At 65.2% G+C, this 26,378-nt stretch carries 23 protein-coding genes; 11 read left to right on the top strand and 12 right to left on the bottom strand.

The features are described 5' to 3' along the window. Positions 1 to 12 precede the first annotated feature (12 nt). Positions 13 to 873, top strand: a complete 861-nt coding sequence (gene prmC, locus SPR01S_RS08990; RefSeq protein ID WP_066588276.1) for a peptide chain release factor N(5)-glutamine methyltransferase — start codon at positions 13 to 15, stop codon at positions 871 to 873. A gap of 264 nt (positions 874 to 1,137) precedes the next feature. Then, positions 1,138 to 1,962, top strand: coding sequence for a DUF4167 domain-containing protein (locus SPR01S_RS08985; RefSeq protein ID WP_066588275.1), 825 nt, complete (start codon positions 1,138 to 1,140; stop codon positions 1,960 to 1,962). A 110-nt stretch (positions 1,963 to 2,072) separates the two neighbouring features. Here the strand turns inward: SPR01S_RS08985 and SPR01S_RS08980 are convergent, their stop codons facing one another. Beyond that, entirely contained in the window at positions 2,073 to 2,948 is an 876-nt protein-coding gene (locus SPR01S_RS08980; RefSeq protein ID WP_066588272.1) for an alpha/beta fold hydrolase, read from the bottom strand. A 319-nt stretch (positions 2,949 to 3,267) separates the two neighbouring features. Between SPR01S_RS08980 and SPR01S_RS08975 the strand changes: the two genes are divergently transcribed. The 3 genes from SPR01S_RS08975 (at position 3,268) to SPR01S_RS08965 (ending at position 7,077) form a co-directional block, all read left to right on the top strand. Continuing rightward, positions 3,268 to 4,740, top strand: coding sequence for a DUF4139 domain-containing protein (locus SPR01S_RS08975; protein WP_066588269.1), 1,473 nt, complete (start codon positions 3,268 to 3,270; stop codon positions 4,738 to 4,740). Positions 4,741 to 4,756: 16 nt separating this feature from the next. After that, positions 4,757 to 6,319 (top strand): DUF4139 domain-containing protein, encoded by a 1,563-nt coding sequence (locus tag SPR01S_RS08970; RefSeq protein WP_066588267.1) that lies wholly within the window; start codon positions 4,757 to 4,759, stop codon positions 6,317 to 6,319. A gap of 92 nt (positions 6,320 to 6,411) precedes the next feature. After that, positions 6,412 to 7,077 (top strand): HAD family hydrolase, encoded by a 666-nt coding sequence (locus SPR01S_RS08965; protein WP_066588260.1) that lies wholly within the window; start codon positions 6,412 to 6,414, stop codon positions 7,075 to 7,077. Positions 7,078 to 7,133: 56 nt separating this feature from the next. On the opposite strand, the gene SPR01S_RS08960 is transcribed toward SPR01S_RS08965, so the two are convergent. From SPR01S_RS08960 to SPR01S_RS08950, 3 genes are read right to left on the bottom strand one after another with little or no spacing between them, the layout of a single operon-like run. Further along, complete coding sequence (locus SPR01S_RS08960; RefSeq protein WP_066588259.1) at positions 7,134 to 8,402, bottom strand: DUF445 domain-containing protein; 1,269 nt, start codon at positions 8,400 to 8,402, stop codon at positions 7,134 to 7,136. Between the two features lie 60 nt (positions 8,403 to 8,462). Next, the gene (locus SPR01S_RS08955) at positions 8,463 to 11,615 is read right to left on the bottom strand and encodes an efflux RND transporter permease subunit (RefSeq protein ID WP_066588257.1); all 3,153 of its coding nucleotides are present in this window, start codon (positions 11,613 to 11,615) and stop codon (positions 8,463 to 8,465) included. Between the two features lie 13 nt (positions 11,616 to 11,628). After that, the gene (locus SPR01S_RS08950) at positions 11,629 to 12,807 is read right to left on the bottom strand and encodes an efflux RND transporter periplasmic adaptor subunit (RefSeq protein WP_066588385.1); all 1,179 of its coding nucleotides are present in this window, start codon (positions 12,805 to 12,807) and stop codon (positions 11,629 to 11,631) included. A 239-nt stretch (positions 12,808 to 13,046) separates the two neighbouring features. On the opposite strand from SPR01S_RS08950, the gene SPR01S_RS08945 reads away from it, so the two are divergent. Both SPR01S_RS08945 and SPR01S_RS08940 read left to right on the top strand, forming a co-directional pair. Further along, positions 13,047 to 13,307, top strand: a complete 261-nt coding sequence (locus tag SPR01S_RS08945; RefSeq protein ID WP_066588382.1) for a GlsB/YeaQ/YmgE family stress response membrane protein — start codon at positions 13,047 to 13,049, stop codon at positions 13,305 to 13,307. Positions 13,308 to 13,404: 97 nt separating this feature from the next. Continuing rightward, positions 13,405 to 14,130, top strand: coding sequence for an SIMPL domain-containing protein (locus tag SPR01S_RS08940; RefSeq protein WP_066588255.1), 726 nt, complete (start codon positions 13,405 to 13,407; stop codon positions 14,128 to 14,130). Positions 14,131 to 14,182: 52 nt separating this feature from the next. On the opposite strand, the gene SPR01S_RS08935 is transcribed toward SPR01S_RS08940, so the two are convergent. The 3 genes from SPR01S_RS08935 to SPR01S_RS08925 all read right to left on the bottom strand — a co-directional run bounded on the left by SPR01S_RS08935 (position 14,183) and on the right by SPR01S_RS08925 (position 15,233). Then, positions 14,183 to 14,440, bottom strand: coding sequence for a GlsB/YeaQ/YmgE family stress response membrane protein (locus SPR01S_RS08935; protein ID WP_066588252.1), 258 nt, complete (start codon positions 14,438 to 14,440; stop codon positions 14,183 to 14,185). A 162-nt stretch (positions 14,441 to 14,602) separates the two neighbouring features. Further along, positions 14,603 to 14,902 (bottom strand): CtrA inhibitor SciP, encoded by a 300-nt coding sequence (gene sciP / locus SPR01S_RS08930; protein WP_066588249.1) that lies wholly within the window; start codon positions 14,900 to 14,902, stop codon positions 14,603 to 14,605. A 103-nt stretch (positions 14,903 to 15,005) separates the two neighbouring features. Then, on the bottom strand, positions 15,006 to 15,233 hold the full coding sequence (locus SPR01S_RS08925; protein ID WP_066588246.1) for a hypothetical protein: 228 nt from the start codon (positions 15,231 to 15,233) through the stop codon (positions 15,006 to 15,008). 151 nt (positions 15,234 to 15,384) lie between these two features. On the opposite strand from SPR01S_RS08925, the gene mnmA reads away from it, so the two are divergent. Continuing rightward, positions 15,385 to 16,497, top strand: coding sequence for a tRNA 2-thiouridine(34) synthase MnmA (gene mnmA / locus SPR01S_RS08920; RefSeq protein ID WP_066588241.1), 1,113 nt, complete (start codon positions 15,385 to 15,387; stop codon positions 16,495 to 16,497). Between the two features lie 6 nt (positions 16,498 to 16,503). Here mnmA and SPR01S_RS08915 read toward each other — a convergent pair whose 3' ends face one another. The 5 genes from SPR01S_RS08915 to pdxH all read right to left on the bottom strand — a co-directional run bounded on the left by SPR01S_RS08915 (position 16,504) and on the right by pdxH (position 19,994). Then, positions 16,504 to 16,950 (bottom strand): DUF6678 family protein, encoded by a 447-nt coding sequence (locus SPR01S_RS08915; RefSeq protein ID WP_066588238.1) that lies wholly within the window; start codon positions 16,948 to 16,950, stop codon positions 16,504 to 16,506. A gap of 43 nt (positions 16,951 to 16,993) precedes the next feature. Next, positions 16,994 to 17,401, bottom strand: coding sequence for an acyl-CoA thioesterase (locus tag SPR01S_RS08910; protein ID WP_281178778.1), 408 nt, complete (start codon positions 17,399 to 17,401; stop codon positions 16,994 to 16,996). 242 nt (positions 17,402 to 17,643) lie between these two features. Continuing rightward, entirely contained in the window at positions 17,644 to 18,453 is an 810-nt protein-coding gene (locus tag SPR01S_RS08905) for a PhzF family phenazine biosynthesis protein (protein ID WP_066588236.1), read from the bottom strand. 12 nt (positions 18,454 to 18,465) lie between these two features. Next, on the bottom strand, positions 18,466 to 19,413 hold the full coding sequence (locus SPR01S_RS08900; RefSeq protein WP_066588378.1) for a cation diffusion facilitator family transporter: 948 nt from the start codon (positions 19,411 to 19,413) through the stop codon (positions 18,466 to 18,468). After that, complete coding sequence (pdxH, locus tag SPR01S_RS08895; RefSeq protein ID WP_066588233.1) at positions 19,413 to 19,994, bottom strand: pyridoxamine 5'-phosphate oxidase; 582 nt, start codon at positions 19,992 to 19,994, stop codon at positions 19,413 to 19,415. The genes SPR01S_RS08900 and pdxH overlap by 1 nt, the downstream gene beginning before the upstream one ends. Positions 19,995 to 20,151: 157 nt before the next feature. Here pdxH and ku point away from each other — a divergent pair, with 157 nt between their 5' ends. The 3 genes from ku to SPR01S_RS08880 all read left to right on the top strand — a co-directional run bounded on the left by ku (position 20,152) and on the right by SPR01S_RS08880 (position 26,354). Further along, entirely contained in the window at positions 20,152 to 21,045 is an 894-nt protein-coding gene (ku, locus tag SPR01S_RS08890) for a non-homologous end joining protein Ku (RefSeq protein ID WP_066588230.1), read from the top strand. Positions 21,046 to 21,149: 104 nt separating this feature from the next. Beyond that, positions 21,150 to 23,687: a DNA ligase D gene (gene ligD, locus SPR01S_RS08885; RefSeq protein WP_066588228.1), complete on the top strand. Its 2,538-nt coding sequence runs from the start codon at positions 21,150 to 21,152 to the stop codon at positions 23,685 to 23,687. A gap of 186 nt (positions 23,688 to 23,873) precedes the next feature. Then, a complete protein-coding gene (locus SPR01S_RS08880; RefSeq protein WP_066588225.1) occupies positions 23,874 to 26,354 on the top strand; it encodes a circularly permuted type 2 ATP-grasp protein in 2,481 nt (826 codons plus the stop codon). Positions 26,355 to 26,378: the final 24 nt, after the last annotated feature.

Genomic DNA, 26,378 nt, shown 5'->3' with positions numbered 1-26,378 from the left:
CCCTCCTCGCATATGGTAACAAGCCCTCCCCCAACCCCTCCCGCAAACGGGAGGGGAGTAAGGGCAGCCCTCGCGGATGCCGCCTCGCGCCTCGCGGCTGTCTCCGATACCCCGCGCCTCGATGCGGAACTGCTGATGGCGCACGCGCTCGGTGCGACGCGCCAACACTTGCTGTTGCGCCATCTCGATGACCCCGTGCCCGACGCGTTCGCCGCGCTGATCGACCGCCGCCTCACGCACGAACCGATCGCCTATATCATCGGCACGCGCGATTTCTGGACGATCAGCCTCGCGGTCGGTCCCGGAGTCCTGATTCCGCGTCCCGATAGCGAGACGCTGATCGAGGCAGCAATCGAACACTGGCCGGATGTCGCCGCGCCGCTCAGGATATTGGACCTGGGAACGGGGCCGGGGACCTTGCTTCTCGCCGCGCTTGCGCACTGGCCCGAAGCGCAAGGTCTGGGGATCGATGCTTCGCCCGAGGCGCTCGATTACGCCCGGCGCAATGCCGAGTTACTCGATCTGGCCGATCGCGCCGCGTTTCGCATCGGCAACTGGGCCGACGGAGTCGCGGGGGATTTCGACCTGATCCTCTGCAACCCGCCCTATATCGCCGCCGACGAATCGCTCCCTGCCGAGGTGCGCGAGCACGAGCCCGGCGCGGCATTGTTCGCCGGTGCCGACGGCCTGGACGATTATCGCATAATCGCCACCCAGCTCCCGCGCCTGATCGCACCGGGCGGGATGGCCGCGATCGAAATCGGCGCTACCCAGGCCGAAGCGGTTTCCGCCTTGCTGGCCGCCCAGGGCCTGAAGGTCGCGGTTCGCCGTGATCTTGCCGGGCGCGACAGATGCGTCATCGCCACACCTTGAAAGTGACACACTTCGGTTACATATTTCTTCTTGGACAAACGCCCCGCAGCCGCTATTGAGCGCCAAGGGGCAGACGATCTCAATCGACAAGTCGTTGAAATCGCGGGCCTGCCCAATCCATCGTCATTAGGCCGCTCGTCCGGCGGCCATGACAGGCCTTTCGCGCCTCCACCCTTGGTTTCGGGTTCGGCGCGGGTGGCGCGTGGGATTTGCATCCTCTTGGAGCAAGGCCGGGTTTGTTTTGAACACAAGGACCACAGGACTTTGAACATAAATCGTCAGGCCGGCCGCCGTCGCGGCCGTGGTGGCCAGCGCCAGGGTGGCGGCGGTAATCCCAACGGCAACAACGGGAACCGCATCGACAACCGCGCGCGGGGCAATGCGAACCAGCTCTTCGAGAAGTACAAGGCACTCGCCGCCGAGGCGCAGCGCCAGGGCGACCGCGTCAACACCGAATATTATCTGCAGTTCGCGGATCACTATTTCCGTGTGCTCGCCGAGAATCGCAGCCGGTTCGAAGAGCAGAACCCGAATCAGGCTCAGCAGCGCCGCGGCCGCGAGGACGCGTTCGACGATGAGGATGAGGGCTACGAGGACGAGGGCGCCGACGGCGAGAGCCAGGAGCCTCGCCGCGAGGTCCAGGCCGAGCCGCGTCGTGAGAGCCGCAACCGTGACGATCGTGGCAATCGCGACGACCGCGGCAACCGTGAGGATCGCGGCAATCGCGAACCGCGCGAGGCTCGCGGTAACCGCTATAACGGCAATGCCAATGCCAATGCTGGCGTCAACGGCAACGTGAACGGCTATGCCGAGAACGACACCGACGAGGCGAACGGCGTCGAGGTGGCCGAGGTCGCCGCGCCGGTCGAAGAACGCGCCGAGCGTCCGTCGCGCCGTGGCCTGCGTCCGCGCCGCGAACCGCGTGCGGTCGAGGCGAGCGAAGGCGAAACCTTCGACGCGTCGCTGCTGCCGCCGTCGCTCGGCATTTCGGCCGGCACCGAGGGCGAGGAAGAGCCCGCCCCCAAGCCACGCCGCCGCCGCACGCCGCGCGCGGTCGCCGCGGAGCCGGCTGCCGACGCCGCCGAATAACGGACGGCTTCGAATAAAAAAACGCCCGGCCGGATCCGATCCGCCGGGCGTTTTGTTTTGGGAAGGGCATAAGGCGAAGGGAGCCGGTGGTTCCGGCTCCCGTCACCATGTCATGCCAGCGCGGGTTCGGCGGTCGCGGCCTGCGGAGACGTTGCCTCTCCGCTGATAAAGGCGAGGATGTCCGCATTGATGAGGTCCGGGTGTGTCGTCATGCAGCCGTGCGGCAAGCCTTGATAGGTCTTGAGCGTACCGTTTTTGAGCAGCTTTACGGCCAGCGGACCGCTGTCGGCATAAGGCACGACCTGATCGTCCTCGCTGTGGATCACCAGCACCGGCACGTCGATCTGCTTCAGGTCCTCGGTGAGGTCGGTCTCCGAGAATACCTTGATGCAATCATATCCCGCATTGGCGCCGCCCATCATGCCCTGGCGCCACCAATTGTCGATCAAGCCTTGGATAGGTTCCACGCCCGGTTTGTTGAAATTGTAGAACGGACCCGAGGCGACATCGAGGTAGAATTGCGAGCGGTTCGCCATGAGCGCGGTGCGAAAGCCGTCGAAAACCTCGATCGGCGTACCGCCGGGGTTCGTCTCACTCTTCACCATCACCGGCGGGATGGCGGAAATGAGCACCGCCTTCGACACGCGGCCTGGCTCGGCGCGCGCGACATAGCGGGCGACCTCGCCGCCGCCGGTCGAATGGCCGACATGGATCGCGTCCTTGAGATCGAGCGCCCGCGCGAGTGCGATGACATCGGCCGCATAGGTATCCATATCGTTGCCGGTGTCGGGCTGCCCCGAACGGCCATGACCGCGACGGTCATGCGCGACGACACGGAAGCCCTTGGCGCGGAAGAACAGCAGCTGGTTGTCCCAATCGTCGGCGCTGAGCGGCCAGCCGTGGTGAAACACGATTGTCTGCGCGCCGCGCGCGCCCCAATCCTTGTAGAAAATCTCGGTGCCGTCGTCGGTGGTGATGAAAGGCATGGGGGAATTCCTCTCGTAAAGAGGCGTGCCGGCCGGCAGGACCGGTGCTGCTGTCTCGCGAAGGAATCGTCGACGGGCCCAGATACGCTATCCGCCAAACTCGGATCCGATTCGGTCACGGGGACCCGGTGACGTTACAGCCGCAATGGCCGGGGGTCACTTCATCAATGCGTGCTTGCCGCCAAATCCGCGTTCGGCACCCCGACTCTCCGCGCAATTGACGATCGCGCCGAAATGGATGCGACGCCGCAGCCTCGACCATCTTTCAGCTTCCGTTCACCCGCCAATACGTTAGCTTCGTCGCAAACAAGATTAGGGGATGAAGATGCGCGCATTGGCGGTTTCGGTCCTGTTGCTGGCGCCCGGCGCCGCCTTGGCGCAGACCGCGCCGCAACCTTCGGCCCAGGGCGATGTCTCGGTCACCATTTACAATAACAACTTGGCGCTGATCCAGGATACGCGGCGGCTGGCTTTGGCCAACGGCGTCAATCGCCAGGAATTTCCCGACGTCTCCGACCGCATCCGGCCCGAGACGGTGCGGCTGTCGGTCGACGGTGCGTCGATCGTCGAACAGAATTTCGACTATGACCTGTTGTCGCCGAGCGCGCTGATCCAGAAAGCGGTCGGACAGACCATCACGCTCGTCCGCACCAACCCGGCGACCGGTGCCGAGACGCGCGAGCGGGCCAAGGTGCTGGCGACCAATGGCGGCGTTGTGCTCCAGATCGGCAACTCTATCGAGGTGCTGCGCGACGACGGGCTGCCGGTGCGCGTGGTCTACGATTCGCTGCCGCCCAATCTGCGCGCGCGGCCGACCCTGTCGATCTCGCTCGATGCCAGCGGTGGCGGTACGCGGCCGGCGACGCTCAGCTATTTGACCACCGGGCTTGGCTGGAACGCCGATTATGTCGCCTTGTTCGACGAAGCGAAGAGCACGATCGACGTCCAGGGCTGGGTGACGCTGCGCAACGACAACAATGTCGCCTTCACCAACGCCGATACGGTTTTGGTCGCCGGCGCGCCGGGCCAGGGGCGTGGCGGCAATGCCGGCATGGCCCCGGGAACGTTGCCAGGCACCGAGAGCGCGCGGCGCGCGCGGCTGGGCGATTTCTACCTCTATCCGGTCGGGCACCGCATCACGATCGCGCCCAACCAGCAGAAACAGGTCAGCTTCCTGTCGGTCGGCGGCGTGCCGGCGAAGAAGCTCTATCAATATCGCAACGACTGGTACGGATCGTCGAGCGACCCGGTGAGTGCCGCCACCGTTCTCAGCTTTTCGAGCTCGAAGGATGGCGGGCTGGGCGACGCGCTGCCCGCGGGCACGGTCCGCGTTTATATCCGCGATGCCAAGGGCCAGCCGCAATTCATCGGCGAGAACCGCATCGATCACACACCGATGGGGTCGACGCTGGCGATCCGCACCGGCGAGGCGTTCGACGTCAAGGTCAAGCCGGCGGTCGAGAAGCGCGAGAAGATCAACAGCGGCGAATGGGAGCGGACCGAGAAATTCCGCATCTCGATCGATGGCGGCAAGCCGACGACGGTCGAGCGCGAGGACGAGGTCACCTATTGGCGCACGACGATGAGCTATACGGTGACCAATGCGCGGCCCGAACCGGTGACCGTCGACCTGGTCCAGGCCGGACTGGACCGCACCTACTGGCACGACACGCGTGTTTCGAGCGAATCGATCAAGGGCGAACAGCGCTCGCTCGACGAGCGGTTGTGGCATGTGACGGTGCCGGCCAACGGGTCGACCGTGCTGACCGTCGCGTTCGATACCCGGTACTGACGGCGAGATCCGCGCGATGCGCGCCGCCTTGCTGTTGCTGCTCGTGCTGGCCGGCGCCATGCCGGCGCGCGCGCAGACAATCGTCACGTCCGCCGGCCCCGACAAAGTGTCGGTCACGCTCTATCGCGACCCCAATCGCGACGCCCAAAGCGCGATCAACCGGTCCTATCCGCAGGGTTTCGCGCTGATCACCGAGACGCGGACGGTTACCATTCCCGCCGGCCCGGCGGTTATCCGGTTCGAAGGCGTGGCGGGCAATATCTTGCCCGAAAGCGCCTTGGTGTCGGGGCTGCCCGATGGTGTCGAGGAGAAGAATCTCGATGCCAACCTATTGTCACCGCGATCGCTGTTCGACCGTGCGCTGGGCCGGCGCGTCCTGGTCCGCCGCACCGATCCGGCGACGGGCAAGGCGCAACTGCTGCAAGCGACCTTACGCTCGTCGGCCAATGGCGCGGCGGTGCTCCAGTTCGGCGGCGTCTATGGCGACCTGCGCTGTTCGGGCCTGCCCGAAGCGATCGTCTATGACGGCGTGCCCGAGGGCTTGTCGGCCAAGCCGACGCTGTCGGTGAAGACGATTGGCAAGGCTCAGCGCCAGGTGACGCTGACCTTGTCCTATCTGTCGGGCGGGTTCGACTGGCAGGCGGATTATGTCATCGCGATGCGCAAGGACGGGCGGAGTGCCGATCTGTTCGCGTGGATCACTTTGGCATCAACCGACGTAACCAGCTTCGTCGATGCCGATACCCAGGTGGTCGCGGGCAAGATCAACCGCACCGCGAACAGCAATTACGGTCCGCGCAATTTCGCCTCGGCGAGCTATCTGCCGCTGCAATGCTGGCCACTGCCGGAATACGATCTGGATGATGGAGAAGGCTTCGCCCCCGAGGCGCCGCCGCCTCCCCCTCCGCCGCCACCGGCCCCGGCCCCGCCGCCGATGGATATCGTCGTCACTGGTAGCCGCGTCGCCGCGCGTATGATGGAGGCGAAGATGGCAACCGCGGAGGAACTCGGCGACCTCAAACTCTATCGCTTTCCGAGCCGGGTCACTGTCGCCTCGCAATCGCAGAAACAGGTCGGGCTGATGAGCAAGTCGGGCGTCAAGCTCGCGCCAATCTATGTCAGCGACGTCATAGGCGAGGATGCCGAGACGACGTTGCTGCTGCGCGGCAAGAACAACGCCGCCAACGGCCTCGGCGCGGCGATGCCGGCGGGCAAGGCCGCGGTGTTCAGCGATGTCGATGGAAAGATGTTGCTGGTCGGCGAATCGGCGATCGACGACAAGGCGGTGGACGAGATCGTCGAGTTCCGCATGGGTCGGCCGCAGAGCGTGTCGGCGCAAGTGGTGGGAACGCGCCGCCACCCCGATGATCGCGTCACCAAATACGCGTTGACCATCACCAACGACCAACCCTGGCCGGTGACCTATGAAGCCAAGATTCATCTCGACGACGATGAAAAGATGGCGCGATCGAGCAGCAGACTGGGTAGGAAGGACGGCGCGTCTTTCTGGACGACCATGGTTCCCGCGAACGGCACCGCGACCTTGTCCTATGCGGTGCGCAACGATCGCAACCGGTAGGATTCTTGAGCTTCCCGCAGTTGCTGCCGGCCTGCAGCGGAGCGAAGCATAGGACCGTTTCAGGTTGCCGAAATCGCGGCTAGAGCGGCGCGATGCAGCGGCTCGCCATTTACGACATGGACAAGACGATCACGCGGTCGCCGACTTGGATGGCGTTCCTCCGCGCCTGGGCGAGGCGGCGGCCGTGGCGGATCGCGGCGTTGGCGGCGAGTGCCGCGCCCGCCGCGCTCTATCTCGGCAAGCGCATCGATCGTGCTCGGCTGAAGGAAATGACGCAGCGGCTGGTGATGGGGCGGGGGGCGGCGAGCGTCGCGGTCGATCGCGTTGCCGGGCGTTTCGCCGCCAATGTCGTGACGGGGAAGGTATGGGACGATGCCCGCGCGCGCATCGCGGCCGATCGCGCGGCCGGTTATCGCGTGGTGATGGCGACCGCCTCCTATGATTTCTACGTCCGTCCTATCGCCGCCGCGCTGGGCATCACTGATGTCATCGCGACGCCATCTACGCTCGAACATGGCCGTTTGCTGCCGCGTATCGCCGGCGAGAATTGCTACGGCGACGCCAAGCTGCGGATGATCGAAGCATGGATGGAGCGCGAGGGGATCGTGCGCGCCGACGCTCATATCCGTTTCTATTCGGATCACGTGTCGGATGCGCCGACGCTCGACTGGGCGGACGAGGCCTTCGCGGTCAATCCGCACGCGCCGTTGCTGGCGCTGGCGCAGGAGAAAGGCTGGGAGGTGCTGCGCTGGCGGTAAGGTTTAGGCCATCGCTGTAGTTTCCCTCCCTTGGCAGGGCGGGGAGCTACAATCTTCTACAACAACACATCCACCGCATGGATGACGAGCCCGACCAGGCCACCGACCAATGTACCGTTGATGCGGATATATTGCAGGTCGCGGCCGACCGCATTTTCCAGCCGTCGCGTGATGGTCTGCGCGTCCCATCCGCGTACCGTTTCCGACACCAATCGGACGATCGCGTCGCCATAATCGGCCGCGGTGCCGACCGCAGCGCGGCGGGCGAACCGGTTGATCGTGTTGGCGAGCTCGGCATCCTCCTGCAATGTGGTGCCGAGCTGGTGCAGCGCCTCGCCGAACCGCCCCGCCATCATCGCGTCGGGATCGCGCGCGATCTTGAGCATGGCGCCGCGCATCTGCTCCCAAATGCCTTGCCACCAGTCCGACAGCGCCGGATTGTCGAGCATCTCCGCCTTGAAACCCTCGACTCGCGCGCGCATCGTCTCATCGTGCTGCAAGTCGTGCGCGAGTTGCGCCAGGCCTTCCTCAGCCTTGGCGCGCAGCGGATGGTCGGGTTGCGACGCCATGTCCTGGATCATGCCGTCGAGCCCGGCGATGATCTTGTTGGCCAGCGTCTCGTCGAGCCCGGTCCAGCGCATCAGCGATCCGGCGCGCTCATGCACCATCGCGCGGATCACCGGTTCGTTGGCCGACAACACCTTGGCCGCCCATTTGATGATGCCGTCGAGTAGGGGAACGTGGCGGTTGTCGGCGATCGCGACGCTGAGTGCGTTGCCCAGGAGCGGCGAGATTTCGAGTGAGCGCAGCCGCTGCGCCAGGGTCGCCCGCACCATCCCGCCCAGCCGCTCCTGGTCGAGCGATTCGAGCATGTCGGCGGCGAGCCGCGACGCGCCGCGCCTCAGCCGGCCTTCACTCGCGCCCTTCGGGCTCGCCAGCCAGCGTCCGGCGGCGCCGGCGACGTCCACGCGCTGCATGCGCCGCGCGACGACGCGTGGGATCAGGAAATTATCGCGCAGGAATTGCGCGAGCGTGTCGCCGATCCGATCCTTGTTCCTGGGGACGATCGCAGTGTGCGGAATTGGCAGGCCGAGCGGGTGGCGAAACAACGCGGTCACCGCGAACCAGTCGGCCAGCCCGCCGACCATCGCAGCCTCGGCAAAGGCGCGGACGAAACCCCAGGCGGGGTGACGATCGCCGAGCGCGCGCGCGATCAGGTACAAAGCGGCCATCGCCACCAATAGAGCGGTCGCGACTAACCGCATCCGCCGGAGGCCAGGGGGCGCGGCGGTCGGGCCGGGTACGGACAGTCGCGCCAGCTTCATGCCCGAAACAATCCCCGAAAGCCGGGATTGTTCAAGCCCTCCTTATGCGCCCGGCCATTATTATTCGGCCGGCTGCGGCCCCTGTTCGCCATGGTCGTAGCCGATCGGCTTGGGCGCATCGGGATGCGCGAGGATCGGCCGGCTATCGTCGCCCGGACGATAGGTCAGCAACACGCGGCGCAGCCACGGTCCGGCCCATTCCTCGATTCCGATCGCCAGGCTGAAGCTGGCCGGCACGATCAGCAAGGTGAGGGCGGTCGACAGGATCAGGCCGCCGATCACGACGATGCCCATCGGCGCGCGCCACGAGGCGTCGCCCGACAGCGACACCGCGGTCGGCACCATGCCCGCGACCATTGCGACCGTGGTCATCACGATCGGCTGCGCGCGCTTGTGACCGGCATCCTCGATCGCGGCGAGGCTGGGCACGCCCTTGGCCATCTCCTCGAGCGCGAAGTCGATCAGCAGGATCGAGTTCTTGGCGACGATGCCGATCAGCATCAGCAGGCCGATATAGACCGGCATCGAGATCGGCTGGCCGGCGATCCACAAGGCGATCAGACCGCCCAGCGGTGCCAGTAGCAGCGAGCCCATATTGACGAACGGCGGGAGGACGCGGCGATAGAGCAGCACCAGCACCGCGAACACCAGGAACACGCCGGCCACCACCGCGACCAGGAAGTTGTTGATCATCTCGGCCTGCCACTTGGCCTGACCGAGCGTCAGCTGCTGCACGCCATTGGGCAGGTGCTGCATGATCGGCAGCGCGTTGATTTCCTTCCACGCCTGGCCCGACACCAACGGCTTGCCGGTCTTGGGGTTGAGGCCCAGATCGGCGCCGATCGTCAGCTGACGCTGCAGCTGGACGCGTTCGATTTTCGACGGGCTGGCACCAAAGCCGATATCGGCGACGGTCGACAGCGGCACCGAACCGCCGTTGATCGTCGACACCGGGATATTTTCGATCGTCGACATCCGCGCGCGGGCCGATTGTTCGAGCGCGACGGTGATCGGAACCTGGCGATCGCTGAGCGAGAATTTCGCCTTGTTCTGGTCGATATCGCCCAGGGTGGCGAGGCGCACCGCGCTCGACAGCGCCTGGGTCGTCACGCCTAGGTTCGCGGCGAGGTCGAACCGTGGGCTGACCACCAGTTCGGGCTGTTGCAAATCGCCCTGGATGCGCGGCGCGGTGACCGATTTCAGCTTCGACAGCTGCTGCACGATCGTCTGCGCGGTCGAGGTCAGCAATTTCGGATCGTCGCCGCCCAGCACGATCGTGATGTCGCGGCCGCTCGAGCCCCAGCCTTGCTGGGAGCGGAACGAGACACGCGCGTCGGGAATCGCGGCCAGGGTCGGCGCCAACTGGCGCTCGAACTGGACGCTCTTGAGGTCCTTGTCCTTCTTGAAGATCGCGGTCACGCGGCCGTTGCCGACAAAGGCACGCGAATAGACGTCTTCGACCTGCGGCTGCTTCTTGAGGATGGCCGCTACCTTGTCGACCACCGCCTGAGTCTGGGCGAGCGTCGTCCCCGGCACCATTTCGATGCTCGCGGTCGACGCATCCTGATCCTGATCGGGCTGGAACGATTGCGGCAGGATGGCGAAGAAGACCACAGTCAGCGCCAGCGCGACCGCCCCCGCCACGATCGACGACCAGCGGTGGCGCAGCGTCCAGCGCAGCGCCGCCATATACCAGTTCATCATCCGGCCTTCGCCGTGCGCGGCATGGCCCTTGGCCTTGAGGAAATAGGCCGCGATCATCGGCGTCAGCAGTCGCGCGACGGCCAGCGACATCAACACCGAGGCGACGACGGTCAGGCCGAAATTCTTGAAGAACTGACCCGATACGCCCGGCATCAGGCCGACCGGCAGGAACACCGCGACGATCGACATGGTGGTGGCGAGCACCGCGAGGCCGATCTCGTCGGCGGCGTCGATCGCTGCCTGATAGGCGGTCTTGCCCATGCGCATGTGCCGGACGATGTTCTCGATCTCGACGATCGCGTCGTCGACCAGCACGCCTGCCACCAGGCTCAACGCGAGCAAGGTCATCTGGTTGAGCGTGAAGCCCAGCTGCTGCATGACGAAGAAGGTGGGGATCGCCGATAGCGGGATGGCCAGCGCCGAGATCGCCGTCGCCCGCCAGTCGCGCAGGAACAGGAACACGACGAGCACGGCCAGGCCCGCGCCTTCGTACATCGCTTCCATCGCCGAGTGATATTGCATCTCGGCATATTGGACGTTGTTGAAGATCAGCTTGAACTTGACCTTGGGGTTCTTCTTTTCGAGGTCGGCGAGCTTCTTCTCGGCGCCATGGAAAACGGTGACGTCCGATGCGCCCTTGGCGCGTTGGAAGTCGAACGAGATGACCTGCGCGCCGTTGAGCTGCGACGCCGAGCGCTGTTCGGCGAATTGGTCGACCACGGTCGCGATATCGGTCAGGCGCACCATGCGGCCGCCACCGACCGAAATCTGCGTCTGACCAAGCGCATAAGCGTCCTTGGCGTTGCCGAGCACGCGCACCGTCTGTTCGGAGCCCGCAATCTCGGCGCGGCCGCCCGCGGCGTTCATGTTGACCTGGCGCAGCTGGGCGTTGACCTGGCTGGCGGTCAGGCCGAGCGATTGCAGCTTGTCGGGATCGAGCTTGACGCGGATCTCGCGGCTGACACCGCCATTGCGTTCGACGGTCGCCATGCCCGACACCGACTGCAATTCCTTGGTGACGGTATTGTCGATGTACCAGCTCAGCTGCTCGATCGTCATGTCGGTCGAGATCGCGGCATAATTGGCGAGGTCGTTGCCGGTGGTGTTGGCGCGTTCGACCTGGGGCTCGAGGATGCCGTCAGGCAGGTTGCCGCGAATTTGCTGCAGCGCGCTGCGCACGTCCTCGACCGCGCGGTCGATCGGCGTACCGATGTCGAGCTGGACGATGGTGACCGAATTGCCTTCGGTCACGTTCGAGTTGATCTCGTCGATACCAGACAGGCTGCGGACCGCGGCCTCGACCTTCTGCGTAACCTGGTTTTCGAGTTCGGTCGGCGCGGCGCCAGGCTGGCTGACCGACACGATCACGACCGGGAAATCGATATCCGGGTCGTTGTTGACCTGCATCGTCGCGAAGCTGACCAACCCGGCGACGGTCAGCATGAAGAACAGGACGAGGCTGGGGACCGGGTTGCGGATCGACCAGGCGGATATGTTGCGGAAGCTCATGCGAACATCCTTCTCAAAGCTTGCGCAGCTGTGGCTTGACCTTCTGGCCGGGGCTCAGGAACGCGCCCGCCGACAATACCACGCGCTCGTCGCCGGTCAGTCCCTGGACGATCGCGACGCCGCGATCGGTGACTTCGCCGGTCTTGATCGCGCGGCGCTCGACCTTGTCGTCCTTGCCCAGGATATAGACGAAATTGCCGCTGGCGTCGGTCTGGATCGCCGAGTTGGGCAGGATCGGCGACGTGTTCGCGCCGCCATAGATCGTCGCCGAGGCGAAGCCGCCGGGGCGCAACGTGGCGTCGAACGGGATCGCGATGCGGACGATGCCGCGGCGCGACTGCGGATCGATCACCGGGGGCAGCTGCCACACCTGGCCGGCGAACGACTGGCTGCCGCCGACTGGGGTCACCTCGGCCCGCGAGCCGACCGAAATGCCCTTGATGTCACCTTCGGCCACTTCGGCCCTGAGCTCCATCTCGCCACCCTTGGCCATCCGGAACAGCGTGCCCGAGCCCGAACTGACGATCTGGCCGGGCTCGACCATGCGCGCCAGCACCAGGCCGGCAGCGGGAGCGCGGATGTCGAGCCGCCCGTTGCGCGCCTGGGTCTCGGCGAGCTGCGCCTGCGCCACCTTCACCTTGGCATTGGCTGCCGCGAGCGTCGCTCCCTTGCGTTCGAGATCGGCCTTGGAGATGAAGCCGCGGTCGACCAGCGCCTGAGCGCGATTATATTCGCTCTGGGCGATGGCGGCATCCGACTTGGCTACCGCGATCGAGGCAGCGAGGCTGCTCGCGGTCTGCACCTGGACCGAGCGGTCGACGGTCGCCAGGACCTGGCCGGCACCGACCCATTGGCCCGGCTGTACCAGCACGGCCGTTACGCGGCCGCCCTCGCCGGCCACGCCGACCGGCATGTCGACTCGCGCGGCGAGCGACCCCGTCGCCGACACCATGCGATCGACCGAGTTACGCCCGGGCGAGCCTACCGATACGGTCGGCATCTGGTCCGCGGGGGCGCCGCTGGCGGTCGTCCCGCCGGTTCCGGCCGCGGGCTTGGCGGCGGGGCGCATCATGAAGAAAGCGACGATCAGCACGACGATGACCGCGCCGATCCCGGCCAGGACCAGCCAACGGCGGCGCGGCGCCGCGGTTTCGTCGGTGAGCGCGTACATGCCGCTCGACTCGTAATTCATGTCCGCCACGTTCCCCATGTGCCCTGTCATTGAGGCACCATCAGGGCCTCCGTTGGAACTGTATTATAGAAATAAAGCACCGACCTCAAGAGGCTCGGTGCGCTACCTTTATAATGTCCTTTTCGGCCGTGAATCGCAATCCGCAACGTTATTTCGTGTCGGAAACGGTTGCATTTGCGGGCGCTTTGGGCGGACGATGCGGCACCGCCCATCAAAGAGGCGGTAAGGAGGGAAGTTCGATGCCCGAAAGATCGATTCTAGGATGGCTGCTGATCGGCCTCGTCGCCGGAGTGCTTGGCAAGTTCGTGATGCCGGGCAAGGATCCCGGCGGGTTCATCGTCACGATCCTGATCGGCATTGCCGGCGCATTGCTGGCCGGCTTTGTCGCGCAGACGATGAACTGGACGTTGGTCGGCGGCTGGCAGAACTATGCGGCGGCGACGGCCGGTGCGATCGTGCTGCTTGCTTTGTACAGGCTGGTGGTCAACCGTCGCGTATAGTGCGTTCGCGTAAGGCCGCGACCTCGTTCAGGTTGGTGTAGTCCGTCTTGTGGCACGGGCGCCGAGGACGGAATGATCCGTCATGTCTGGAGGACATATGCGTTTGCTTGCCACTGCCGTCGTCATCACCCTGTCATCGATCGCGGTTGCTCCCGCGCTCGCGCAGACGATGCCCGTCGCGCCGGCGATGATCCCCGACGGGACGTTGCTCGACATCACCGCGACCGGAAAGACCACGCGCGTTCCCGATCTGGCGACGATCCGCGCCGGGGTCGTCACCCAGGCGCCGACTGCCGCGGCGGCACTGTCGGACAATGCCAATCGCATGAGCGCGGTCCTGTCGGCGCTCAAGCGCGCGGGTATCCAGCCGCGCGACATCGCGACCGCCAACGTCTCGTTGCAGCCGCAATATCGCTACGAGGACAACAAGCCGCCTGTCATCACCGGCTATCAGGCGACCAACAATGTCTCGATTCGCTTTCGCGACATCGCCAAATCCGGCGCGATTCTCGACGCGTTGGTAGCGCAGGGCGCCAACCAGATCGACGGACCCAATCTCTCGCTCGACCAGCCCGACGCGGCGCTCGACGAAGCGCGTGTCGACGCGGTCAAGCGCGCTCAGGCGCGCGCGCAGCTTTATGCCAAGGCGGCGGGCCTGTCGGTGTCGCGCATCCTGACGATCGCCGAAGGTGGAGAAATTGCCGGACCCCCGCCCCCGATGCCGGTCTATCGCATGGCCGCGGCCAAGGCGGCGGACACCCAGGTTATGCCCGGGGAGAGCGACGTCACCGTCACGATCACGGTCCGCTTCCTGCTCAAATAAGCGAAAGGGGCCGCTTCCGGTCGGAAGCGGCCCCTGAATTAATGACGTCCGATCAGCGCGCCAACCGGCCGCGATTGATCAGGTGAAGGACGGCGAGCAGAATGATCGCGCCCAGCACCGAATAGACGAACGTATTGATCGTGATCGCGTCGTTGATCCCGGCGCCGAAGAGCAAACCGGCGATCACGGCGCCGACGATCCCGACGACGATATTGACGAGAATACCCGACCCGCCGCCGCGGACCACAAGGCTGGCGAGCCAACCCGCGAGACCACCGACGACGAGCCAGATGATGATGGATTCAAGCATGCAACCCTCCGATTTTCCCGGCCACGAACGGCCGGATCCTTCCGGGTTACGACGCTCCAATCAGCCGGTTTGTTCCGCTACCGTTTTTGTCGGCGCGGGCGTCTCGATCTTTAGGGTCGCATCTTTTTGCGGAAACGGTGCCCCCGTCTTTCCGCGCGATACTCAATATTTCTGCTGACGCTCGTAAAGGCTCTTATAATGCTGGATGCGCGTCACGCGCAGTCCGGGCATGCCCGAACGATCGATCGCGCGCTGCCAGCCGGCGAATTCCTCGACGGTCAGATTGTACCGGTCGCACACTTCGTCGACGCTCAGCAGACCGCCATTGACCGCAGCCACGACCTCTGCCTTGCGACGCACGACCCAACGCGTCGTATCCGCTGGGGGTAGCGTCTCGAGAGTCAGCGGCTCCCCGAGGGGGCCGATCACCTTTGCAGGGCGTATTTTCTGGTTCTCAATCATTCACTACCTCGATTGGGGCGGGGGGCCCCCACTCACTTTGGCTAAAACGACCGTTAGCGGCCGGACTTGAACATCCATTGAAGCGTCTAGGTAAACACGTCCTTCATTCTTGACCCCAATCCGCGATCCGCGCGGCGACGTTCGCGTCGAATGCGCCCGAGGCCGGGAAGAAGGCCGAGGATTCAATCACTCGCGGAAATTGCCGAGTCTGAATGAGCGCGGTCGGGCTCGCCGCCTGGCGTGCCGAGATGCCGACCATCAGGACGGCCAGGTCGGGTGGCAACACCGCAACCGACGCGTCGTGATCGAATCTCAGATAGCTCAGGTCCACGCTTTTACTCGCCCGCGTTCAACAGAATCGAGGGTCTACCCATTTTGCCCTAAAGGTCGGTAAAGACGGTGTTCGCGACCGCTTAACCTCGCGAATTCGGGTGATCGCCTAGGCAAAGCGGGCCGGCATCCCTATTGAGCGCCCTACAGCAATGACCGAAGCCGACTTCCAACTGGGCCCCGATCTGTCGGGAAAGCGCATCGTCGTCGCCATGTCAGGCGGGGTCGATTCGTCGGTCGTGGCCGCGCTCGCCGCGCGATCGGGGGCGGAGACGATCGGCATCACGCTACAGCTCTACGACCATGGCGAAGCGGTGGGACGCGCCGGCAGTTGCTGTGCCGGGCGCGACATCCGCGACGCGCGTGCGGTGTGCGACCGGCTCGGCATCGCGCATTATGTCCATGATCATGAAAGCGCGTTCCGCGATGCCGTGATCGACCAGTTCGCCGACGAATATGTCGCCGGGCGGACGCCGATCCCCTGCGTTCGCTGCAACATGGGGCCCAAGTTCACCGACCTGTTCCGGCTGGCGCGAGACCTCGGCGCCGACTGCCTCGCGACCGGCCATTATGTCCGCCGCGTCGAAGGAGCGGGGGGCGCCGAACTCCACCGTGCCGCCGATCCGGCGCGCGACCAGAGCTATTTCCTGTTCGCGACGACGCAGGACCAGCTAGATTTCCTGCGCTTTCCCTTGGGAGGCATGCCGAAGCCGCGTGTCCGCGAGCTTGCGGCCGAACTTGGTCTGGGCGTGGCCACAAAGCCCGACAGCCAGGACATTTGCTTTGTCCCCGACGGCGATTATGCGAGCCTGGTCAAGAAGTTGCGGCCAGAGGCGGAAGCCGGCGGCGACATCGTCGACCTGGCCGGTCGCAAGCTCGGCGAGCATAAGGGCCTGATCCACTTCACCATCGGCCAGCGCCGAGGGCTCGAGATCGGCGGCAGCCCCGAGCCGCTCTACGTCATAAGGCTCGATCCGGCGACGCGCCGCGTCATCGTCGGCCCGCGCGCCGCGCTCGGCGTTGCCTCGGCGCGATTGTCGGAAATGAATTGGCTGGGTGGCGATTATAACGGGCCGATTGCCGCCAAGGTGCGTAGCCTGGCCAAGCCGGTGCCCGCGCATTTCGCCGGTGATCGCGTATCGTTCGACAGCCCCGAATATGGCGTCGCGCCGGGGCAGGCGGCGGTGCTCTATGCCGGCGACCGCGTGCTCGGCGGCGGCTGGATTGAGGAAACGCAAGCGGTGGAGGCGGCGCTCGCGGCGTGAGAACCGTCAGTTATCCGTCGGTTGATTATACGCCGCAATGTGACCCATGATCTTCAGACCGGTTGGAGTGTTTTCCAGCGGGAGCTTTTTCCCTAGCCGTTCCAATGCCGCGCGAATGGCTGTCACGTCCTGAATATAGTCTTCGGCGGGGACATTATTCGGTCTAGGAAATCGAACAAGCGATGGAATCTCCATCCATTCGATCGACAGTAGCGGAAACGGACCCACCTCAAGCGAATCGGCGAAATCATGCGGGGTGCTCAGCCAAGGCAATTGCATCTGCTGTGGAGCATTCGCGTCGACAAACTTAACCGCAACCCGACGGATCGTCGGTTCCATGGCACCGAGGATTGTCAGCGTTTCTCGCCATTTGGTCGAGGACATGAGTGAACCGGCATAGTCGCGACGGACCGCTCGGCGCGCCTTTTCGAGTTCGTTGTTAAGGTCGACCATCGACAATGGATATCGAGCGGCACCGATTTTCGCTACGATATTGCTATTCGCCCTTCGGGAAAAACCGCTCGATCACGCTCGACGCCAATCGCGCCGGACGCAGCGTCTGGGCATCGATGCAGCACCAGCTCGATTTGACCTCGGCCAGCACTTCCTCGCCGCGGTGGATGACCGTCTGGTAGAAAGCGCGCGCTCCCTGCACCTTCTCGAGCAGGACGGTGGCGATCACCTCGTCGTCGAGGAAGGTGGGCTTGCGATACGTGATCTCATGCTTGAGCGCGACCCACAGCAGGCTGGCGACGGCGTCGGCCGGGGCGATCTTCTGCCAGTGGCTGAGCACAGCGTCCTGCACCCACTTCAGATAGGAGGCATTGTTGACGTGCCCCATGAAGTCGATGTCGGCGGGTTGGATGCCGATCGGAAAATCGTGCGGGATGGCATGGTCGGTCACGCTCGGGACTATAGCGGAAGCGATGGAAAATAGCCAGTTTTGCCGGGGGGGTGAGCGGACGCTACGGAAAGCTGGTATGCTATAAATTCCGCCCCGGAACGGGGAGGGGGACCACTCGCTACGCGAATGGTGGAGGGGGCCCGCGACAACGAGCAACAGACTAGGGGCTAGCAAACAGCCGGCCCCCTCCACCACGCGCTATCGCGCGCGGTCCCCCTCCCCGTTCCGGGGAGGATTTGAGGTCAATCGAGCAAAAACGTCCCCTCCAACACCGTCACGCAATTCCCGCCCAGGATCACGCGATCGCCCTCCAGCCGGCAGTCGAGATACCCGCCGCGCGCGCTTGCCTGATAAGCCGTGAACCGATCGCGTCCCAGCCGCTTCGCCCAATAGGGCACCGCGACCGCATGCGCCGATCCGGTCACCGGATCCTCGTCGATTCCGCCGCCGGGCGCGAAGGCGCGGCTGATGATGTCGGTTTCGTCACCCGGTGCAGTAGCGATGGTTAGCAGGTCGCCGCCCGCCGCCAGTGCACGGAAATCGGGGGTGAGCGCGCGCACCTGATCGGCGCTTTCCAGCACGATCAGCGCATAGCGATGCTCGTGCCACAACGTCTCGACCGCGCTGTCGATGCCGAGGCCAGCGACGATCTCCGGCAACGGCTTGGGGGACGGCACCCAGGCGGGCAGCGCCAGTTCATAGCTGCCGCCGGCCCGCGCGACCTCGAGCATTCCGGCCTTGCGCGTGCGAAAGCGGACGCGCTCCCGATCGGCGTCGGACGACAGGACAAAATGTCCGCTCGCCAGCGTCGCATGGCCGCACATCACCACTTCGACCGCCGGCGTGAACCAGCGCAGATCGAAATCGGCCCCCCCATCTTCCTTGCCATCGTTGGACGCGACCAGGAAGGCGGTCTCGGACAGATTGTTTTCGGCCGCGATCTTCTGCAGCAGGTCGTCGTCGAGCCAGTGATCGAGCGGCATCACCGCCGCCGGATTGCCCTCAAAGGCATGACGCGCGAATGCGTCGATCTGCGCGATCGGTAACCTCACAGCCTGTCTCCCTTAGATACGCTTGCCGAACCAGTGCGGCGTCACATCGGCTTCGACCAGCGGGTTGTCGGTGTCGACATGCCCTTCGGGATCGACATGGATCAGCACCTCGACCCGGGGAAAGGCCCGATGCAGCGCGTTCTCGACGCGCTCGACGACCTCATGCGATTGCGCCACGGTCAGGTCGCGGCCGACTTCCATATGGAATTGCGCGAATTCGTGGCTGCCCGATCGCCGCGTGCGGAAATCGTGGATGCCCTTCAAGCCTTCCTGCCGTGCCGCGACTTCGATGAATTGCTTGCGCAGATCCTCGGGCCATTCCTTGTCCATCAACTGGTCGATCGCGTTGGACGATGCCTGAAACGCGCCCCAAGCGAGCCAGGCCGCGATGATGATGCCGAACACCGGGTCGGCACCACGCAGGCCGACATATTGATCGAGCACGATCGCGACGATCACCGAAAGGTTGAGGAACAGGTCCGACTGGTAATGGACCTTGTCGGCCATGATCGCGACCGATCCGGTCTTGCGGATGATGCTCCGCTGATAGGCGAGCAGCGCGAAAGTGGCGAGGATCGCGACGATCGACACGCCGATCCCGAACTCCGCTTCACCGGTCTGGCTATTGTCGCCAAACTTGAGGATCGCCCGCCAGGCGATGCCGGCGGCGGACAAAGTGATCAGCCCGACCTGGAACAACGCGGCCAATGCCTCCGCCTTGCCGTGACCGAAGCGGTGGTCGTGATCGGCGGGCTCGGCGGCGATCTTGACGCCGTAGAGCGTGACCAGGCTGGCCAACAGGTCGAGCCCGGTGTCCGCAAGGCTGCCGAGCATCGCGACCGACCCGGTCGACCAGGCCGCGTAACTCTTGAGCGCGAGCAGAAACAGCGCCATCGCCACGCTGGCCAGCGCGGCGCGGATCGCGAAGGGAATGATGCGGCGGCGTTCGCTCTCGGTCATCATGGGTAGAGCAGTCCTTCGGACCAGGTTCCGTCGCCCGCAAGGTCGAACACGCGGCGCTCGTGCAGGCGATGCGCGCGATCCTGCCAGAACTCGATATGGGTCGGGGTCAGGCGATAGCCACCCCAATGCGGCGGGCGCGGCACATCTTGCCCCGCGAATCGTGCTTGGACCTGCTCGAACCGCGCCTCGAACGTGGCGCGGCTGTCCAGCGGGCGCGACTGATCCGACGCCCAGGCGCCGAGCTGCGAATCACGACTTCGGCTGGCGAAATAAGCGTCCGACTCGGCGTCACTGGCGAGGCTCAGACTGCCCTCGATCCGGATCTGCCGGCGCAGCGACTTCCAGTGGAACAGCAGAGCGGCGTGCGAATTGGCTGCCATCTCGCCCGCCTTGCGGCTCTCGCGATTGGTGTAGAAGACGAAGCCGTCGCGGCCATGGCCCTTGAGCAATACCATGCGGACCGATGGGCGTCCCTCCGCGTCGGCAGTGGCAAGCGCCATCGCGTTCGAATCGTTGGGCTCGGTCGTCCGCGCTTCCGCGAACCAGCTATCGAAAAGGTGGAAGGGATCGGTGCTCATGATCGGGCCTTTAGCCGATCCTCCCCGCAAGCGGGGAGGATTTGGTTCGCGGAACGACTCCGCGCCTCTTGCCTGGACCCCCGGGCTTCGCCGGGCGACGGGCGACGGAACGAGTCCGTCGCTCGACGATTGAATCGGTTTCGCAACGGAGGTGACCATGGCCGCACGGGCCTATTGGCAGGGACAGATCAGGCTCGCGCTCGTGTCGATCCCGGTCGAGATCTACACCGCGACCAAGTCGGGCGCGCAAGTCGCGTTTCACCAGATCCACGAGCCTTCGGGCAAGCGGATCAAATACGAGAAGACCGTGCCCGGCATCGGGGAGGTGGATCCCGACGAGATCGTCAAAGGCTTCGAATATGAGAAGGGCGAATATGTTCTGCTCGACCAGGACGAGATCGATGCGGTGAAGCTCGAATCGAAAAAGACGCTCGAGCTCACGCAATTCGTCGACATGGATGAGATCGACGTCCTCTATTACGAGCGGCCCTATTTCGTCGTGCCCGCCGACGACCTGGCCGAGGAGGCGTTCATCGTCCTGCGCGAGGCGCTGCGCCGGTCGAAAAAGGTCGGGATCGGTCAGCTCGCGATGCGCGGGCGCGAATATGTCGTCAGCCTGAAACCCTGCGGCCGCGGCATGGTGTTGGAGACGCTGCGCTATGCCGGAGAGGTCAACCGCGCGCAGGGCTATTTCCGCGACATCCCCGATGACGAGCCCGACGACGATCTGCTCGACCTCGCGACCGCGTTGATCGACAAGAAGTCGTCCAAGTTCGATCCCGCCAAGTTCCACGACCATTATGTCGATGCGCTGAAGGACCTGATCGCGCGCAAGGCCAAGCAGAAGTCGCGCCGCAAGATCATCGAGGACAAGGATGACGAAGGGACCGGTCGTTCCGGGCCCAACGTCATCGACCTGATGGCGGCACTGAAGAAATCGATCGAGAAGCCGAGCGCCAAACCGGCGCAGAACGAGAGCGTCACCACCACCAAGAAGACCGCGCGCAAGAAGACCCCGGCGCGAGCCGCCCCGGCGAAGAAACGTGCTTGAGCCTCACTCGTCGTCCCGGCGAAGGCCGGGACCGCTGGCGGCTCTTGCCGGGACGGAGCCGCCGGCAACCCCGGCCTGCGCCGGGGTGACGGAAAGGACGCGGCATGGCTGATCGCGACCCTCTCGCCAAATATAACGCCAAACGTGACTTCTCGAAGACGGCCGAGCCCAAAGGCGAGCGCGCGAGCGAGACCGGCCATCGCTTCATGGTCCAGAAGCACGATGCGACGCGGCTGCATTGGGATTTGCGGCTCGAGGTCGACGGCGTGATGAAGAGCTGGGCGGTGACGCGCGGCCCCAGCCTCAACCCCGACGATAAGCGGCTGGCGGTGCAGACCGAGGACCATCCGATCAGCTATGCCGATTTCGAGGGCACGATCCCCGAAGGCGAATATGGCGGCGGCACGGTGATGCTGTGGGACGATGGCTGGTGGGAACCGATCCCCGGCAAGTCCGCAAAAGATCTGGAGAAAGGCCATCTGCACTTCATTCTGCACGGTCAGCGGATGAAGGGGGAATGGCTGCTGATCCGGCTAAAGCCGCGGGGAAAGGAACGGAATACCAACTGGCTACTGAGGAAGCTGGAGGACGATTATGCCGGCGGTTCTGACGATCTGGTCGAGAATGCCGTCACCAGCGTGAAGACCGGCCGCTCGATGGCCGAGATCGCCAAGGGGACGAAGGCGAGGGAATTGGCGAGCTGGAAGAAGCTGCGTTCCTCCCCCGCAGGGGGAGGGGGACCATCGCGGAGCGATGGTGGAAGGGCCGGGCCGCAGGCGAATCCAGTGAGGAGAAGCCCCTCCACCGCCGCTCCGCGTCGGTCCCCCTCCCCGTTCCGGGGAGGAATGCCCAAATTCCGCGACCCCCAGCTGTGCACGCTGGTCGACTCCGTCCCCACCGGCACCGGCTGGATTCACGAAGTCAAATATGACGGCTATCGCGCGCTGATCGCGATCGGCGGCGGTCAGGCCAAGGTCTATACGCGCAACGGCCTCGACTGGACCGACAAGTTCCACGCCATCGCCGATGCGGCGGCCAAGCTGCCGGTCGGATCGGCGCTGATCGACGGCGAGATCGTCGCGTTCAAGGACGGACACCCCGATTTCTCGACCCTGAAGGACGCGATTTCCAACGACGGCGAGATGACCTTGTTCGCGTTCGATCTGCTCGAACTCGACGGCGAAGACCTTGCCAAATTGCCCCAGGTGCAGCGCAAGGAGCGCCTGCGGCCGCTGCTCGAGGGCGCCGATGCGCGCCTCCAATACGCCGAGCATATCGTCGGCGAGGGCGAGAAATTGTTCGAGACGATGTGCCGCGAAGGCTTTGAAGGCATCGTCTGCAAGCGCGCCGACGCGCCCTATTCCGGCCGCCGCACGCAGGCCTGGCTCAAGGTCAAATGCCTGCTCCGCCAGGAGTTCGTCATCGTCGGCTGGACCGAAAGTGACAAGTCGCGTGGGTTCCGGGCGCTGCTGCTCGGCGTCCATGAAGATGGCGAACTGCGTTATGCCGGCAAGGTCGGCACAGGGTTCTCAGTCGAGACGATGAACGATCTGCGTGCCAAGCTCGACAGGCTCGCTCGCAAGACTCCGACGGTGCAGGCGCCGCGCGCCGCCACCCGTCGCGTGCATTGGGTGACACCCAAGCTCGTCGCGGAGATTGCCTATACCGAGACGACGCCCGACAAGGTCCTGCGGCACCCGAGCTTCCTGGGGCTGCGCGGCGACAAGGAGGCCGAAGAGGTGGTCGAGGAAAAAGCCAAGCCGGCCCCCAAACCCAAAGCGTCGAGCGTGAAGGTCACGCACCCGGACCGGCTGATCTTTCCCGATTCTACGGTGACCAAAGGCGATCTCGCCGCATTCTACGAGGCGATGGCGCCGGTCGCGCTGCAATGGATCGCCAACCGTCCGATCAGCCTGGTGCGCTGCCCCCAGGGACGCGGGAAGCATTGCTTCTTTCAGAAACATGACGCCGGCTCGTTCGGCGATCACGTCAAGCATGTCGACATCAAGGAGAAGGACGGGTCGGTCGAACCCTATCTTTATGTCGATGACGCCGACGGGCTGTTGCAATGCGTGCAGATGGGAACGATCGAGTTTCACGGCTGGGGATCGTCGGTCGCCGATGTCGAAAAGCCCGATCGCCTCGTGTTCGACCTCGATCCCGATGAGGGGCTCGGGTTCGCCGAAGTCAAGAAAGCGGCGGTCGAGATCAAGGGGCACCTTGCCGAGATCGGACTGGTCAGCTTCGCAATGGTGTCGGGAGGCAAGGGCGTCCATGTCGTCGTGCCGCTGACTCCCCAGGCCGAATGGCCGGCGGTCAAAGACTTCGCCGACCGCTTCTGTGTGGCGCTCGCCCAGGCCGAACCCGACCGCTTCACCGCGACCATGTCCAAGGCGAAGCGTAAGGGGAAGATCTTTCTCGACTGGCTGCGCAACCAGCGCGGCGCGACCGCGGTGATGCCCTATACGGCGCGGGCGCGGGCCAAGGCGCCGGTCGCGGTGCCGGTGACCTGGGCGGAACTGGGCGACCTCGACTCCCCGGCGAATTGGCATGTCGGGGATCAGGACGAGTTGCTGAGGCGCGCCTCGTCGAAGGAGCTGGCGGGGTGGGGGATTGCGCGGCAGGTGCTGCCGGATCTTTGAGCAAATAAGCCCCTCCCCTTCAGGGGAGGGGTTGGGGTGGGGCCCATACGCAGGCCATAGGGTTTGAGGCACGTCCCCACCCCTAACCCTCCCCTGAAGGGGGGGGGCTTATTGCAGGCCCAACCCTAATCCATGTTGCCACGCAGCATGGTTTGTGGTGGTTAGCTGTTCGCCAGGGGAGCCCGGTTGGCCAGTCACGCACTCAGCGAAGGTCTATTCGACGCCGCGGCGCATGCCGCGCGCTGGCTGGCGGACTATCGCGAGCGGGTCGGGGATGGCGATGTCGTGGCCAGCGGCGATGCTGATGCCTGGACCGCTGCGTTCGAGGAACTCGCGGTCGCGGCAGGCGACGACCTCGCGCATGCCCAGGAACGCGTGCAGCGCCACGCCGAAGATATCGGCACGGGTTTTCGCGTGGCCGGCGATCCCGACGAGCGACCCTGGCCGGTGTCGCCGGTTCCACTACTGATCGCCGAACAAGAGTGGTGCGGGATCGCCGAAGGCGTCGCGCAGCGCGCCGGACTGATCGAGGCCGTGCTCGCCGACATCTATGGCGAGGGGACCTTGATCTCTGACGGCGCCATTCCTGCCGCGCTGATCAACGGCAGCCCGCTGTTCCTGCGGCCGATGGTCGGGTTGACCTTGCCCGGCGGCTACCAGCTCCAGTTCGCGGCGTTCGATCTCGGGCGAGGTCCCGACGGCGAGTGGCGCGTGCTTGCCGATCACCTGCGCGCGCCGGCTGGTGCCGGCTATGCGCTCGAAAACCGCCTAGCCACGTCTCGGACCCTGGGAGGATTGCAGGGACGGCTGAACATCCTCCGCCACGCGCCGTTCTTTACCGCGTTCCGCGACGGCCTTGCCGCTTTGTGCAAGCGCGCGGAGCCGCGCATAGGCCTGCTCACTCCCGGCCGCTGGAATGCCAGCTATGCCGAACAGGCTCATCTCGCGCGATATCTGGGCTTCCTGCTGGTCGAAGGCGCCGATCTCGCCGTCGCCGAGGATCGGCTTTACGTCCGCACGATCGCCGGGCTGAAGCGCGTCGACGCGCTGTGGCAGCGCGCGGACCCCCGCATGCTCGATCCGCTCGCGTTCGATTCGCATTCGACGATCGGGGTCGCCGGCCTGATCGACGCCTTCGCCGCGCACAATGTGCTGATCTCCAACGCGCCCGGCGCAGGCGTGCTCGAAGCACCGGCGCTGCAGGCCTTCCTGCCTGCGCTGGCCGAACGGATCATCGGCGCGAAATTGAAGCTGCCCAATATCGCCACCTGGTGGTGCGGTGACGATGCCGCGCGCGCCACGGTGGAGGCGCGGCTCGACAGTTTGATGATCGCGCCGGCGTTCGGCGTGAACCCGCTCGGCCTGCCCGATGGCGCCGTGCAAGGGTCCGAATTGTCCGCCGAGGCGCGCCAGGCGCTGCTCGACGACATGGCGCGGCGGCCGCAGGATTATGTCGGAAAGGAACTGGTCCGGTTGTCGACCATGCCGGTGGTCGCCGATCATCAGTTGGCCGCGCGGCCCTTCACTTTGCGCGTGTTCGCGGCACGCGGCGTCGACGGCGACTGGACGGTGATGCCCGGAGGCTTCGCGCGGATCGGTGAGCATCCCGACATCCGCGCCGCAGTGATGGGCGAGGGGATCTGGTCGGCGGATGTCGCGATCTACAGCCCCGATCCGGTGCCTCCCGCCTCGCTGCTGCCGGCGCCCGACAGCACCCAAATCCGGCGCAATCCCGGAACGTTGCCGAGCCGCGTCGCAGACAATTTCTATTGGCTCGGCCGCTATCTCGAACGCGGCGAGGCGTTGCTGGCGATCATCCGTGCAATGCTCGGCAATTCGATCGACGCCGATGCCGGCGCCGCGCTCGATCACGATACGGTTGGGCGGATGGCGGGATTGGTCGTGGCCGCCGGCGCTGCGGCGCATCCGGCGCATCTCAAACGCCCCGATCTCGTCCAACTTGCAAGGACGGCGCTCGACGCGCTCGACGGCTGGAACAACATTCCGGCGATCAATCGCATGGCGCGGACCATCGCCCAGGTGTCGCGCGACCGGCTGTCGGCCGACGTCGTGCGCCTGCTCGACGCGCCGCATCCGACCAAGGGGTCGATGCTCGATCGCTGCGGCTCGCTGCAACGGCGCTATGCCGCTTTGTCGGGCCTGGCGGCGGAGCATATGGGCCGGACCGCGGCATGGCGGTTCCACGATCTCGGCCGCCGGGTCGAACGCGGACTGGCGGTGGCGCGGTTGGTCCGCACCTTCGGCATGACCGGGGCGTCGAGCGACGATCTTACGACGCTGCTCGATCTGGCCGACAGCCAGATCGGCTATCGCCAGCGCTATCTGACCGGGATCGCGCGCGTGCCGGTCGTCGATCTCGTCGCGCTTGATCCGGGCAATCCGCGCAGCCTCGCTTATCAGGCCGACCGTATCGCCGAGCATCTCGCCGAACTTCCGGTGCTCAACGACGACGGGCTGCCCGAAGAACAACAGGCGGAGGCCCGCGCGCTGTGCGCCTTGCTGTCGACGGCGAGCGCCGCGCGTCTCGACGTGCGCTTGCTCGACGATGCCGAACGCCAGCTCGCGCATTTGTCCGACGCGATCGCGCGCCGCTATTTCCTGCAAGGCGCGGAACCGTTGCGCGCGGGCGGGCTTACGCTGGCGTGATGACGACAAAAAAGATCCTCCCCG

Source organism: Sphingomonas pruni NBRC 15498 (assembly GCF_001598455.1).
GTDB classification, from domain to species: Bacteria; Pseudomonadota; Alphaproteobacteria; order Sphingomonadales; family Sphingomonadaceae; genus Sphingomonas; species Sphingomonas pruni.
Note: the sequence above shows the minus strand (reverse complement) of the source record. Positions and strands in the feature narration are given on the sequence as shown.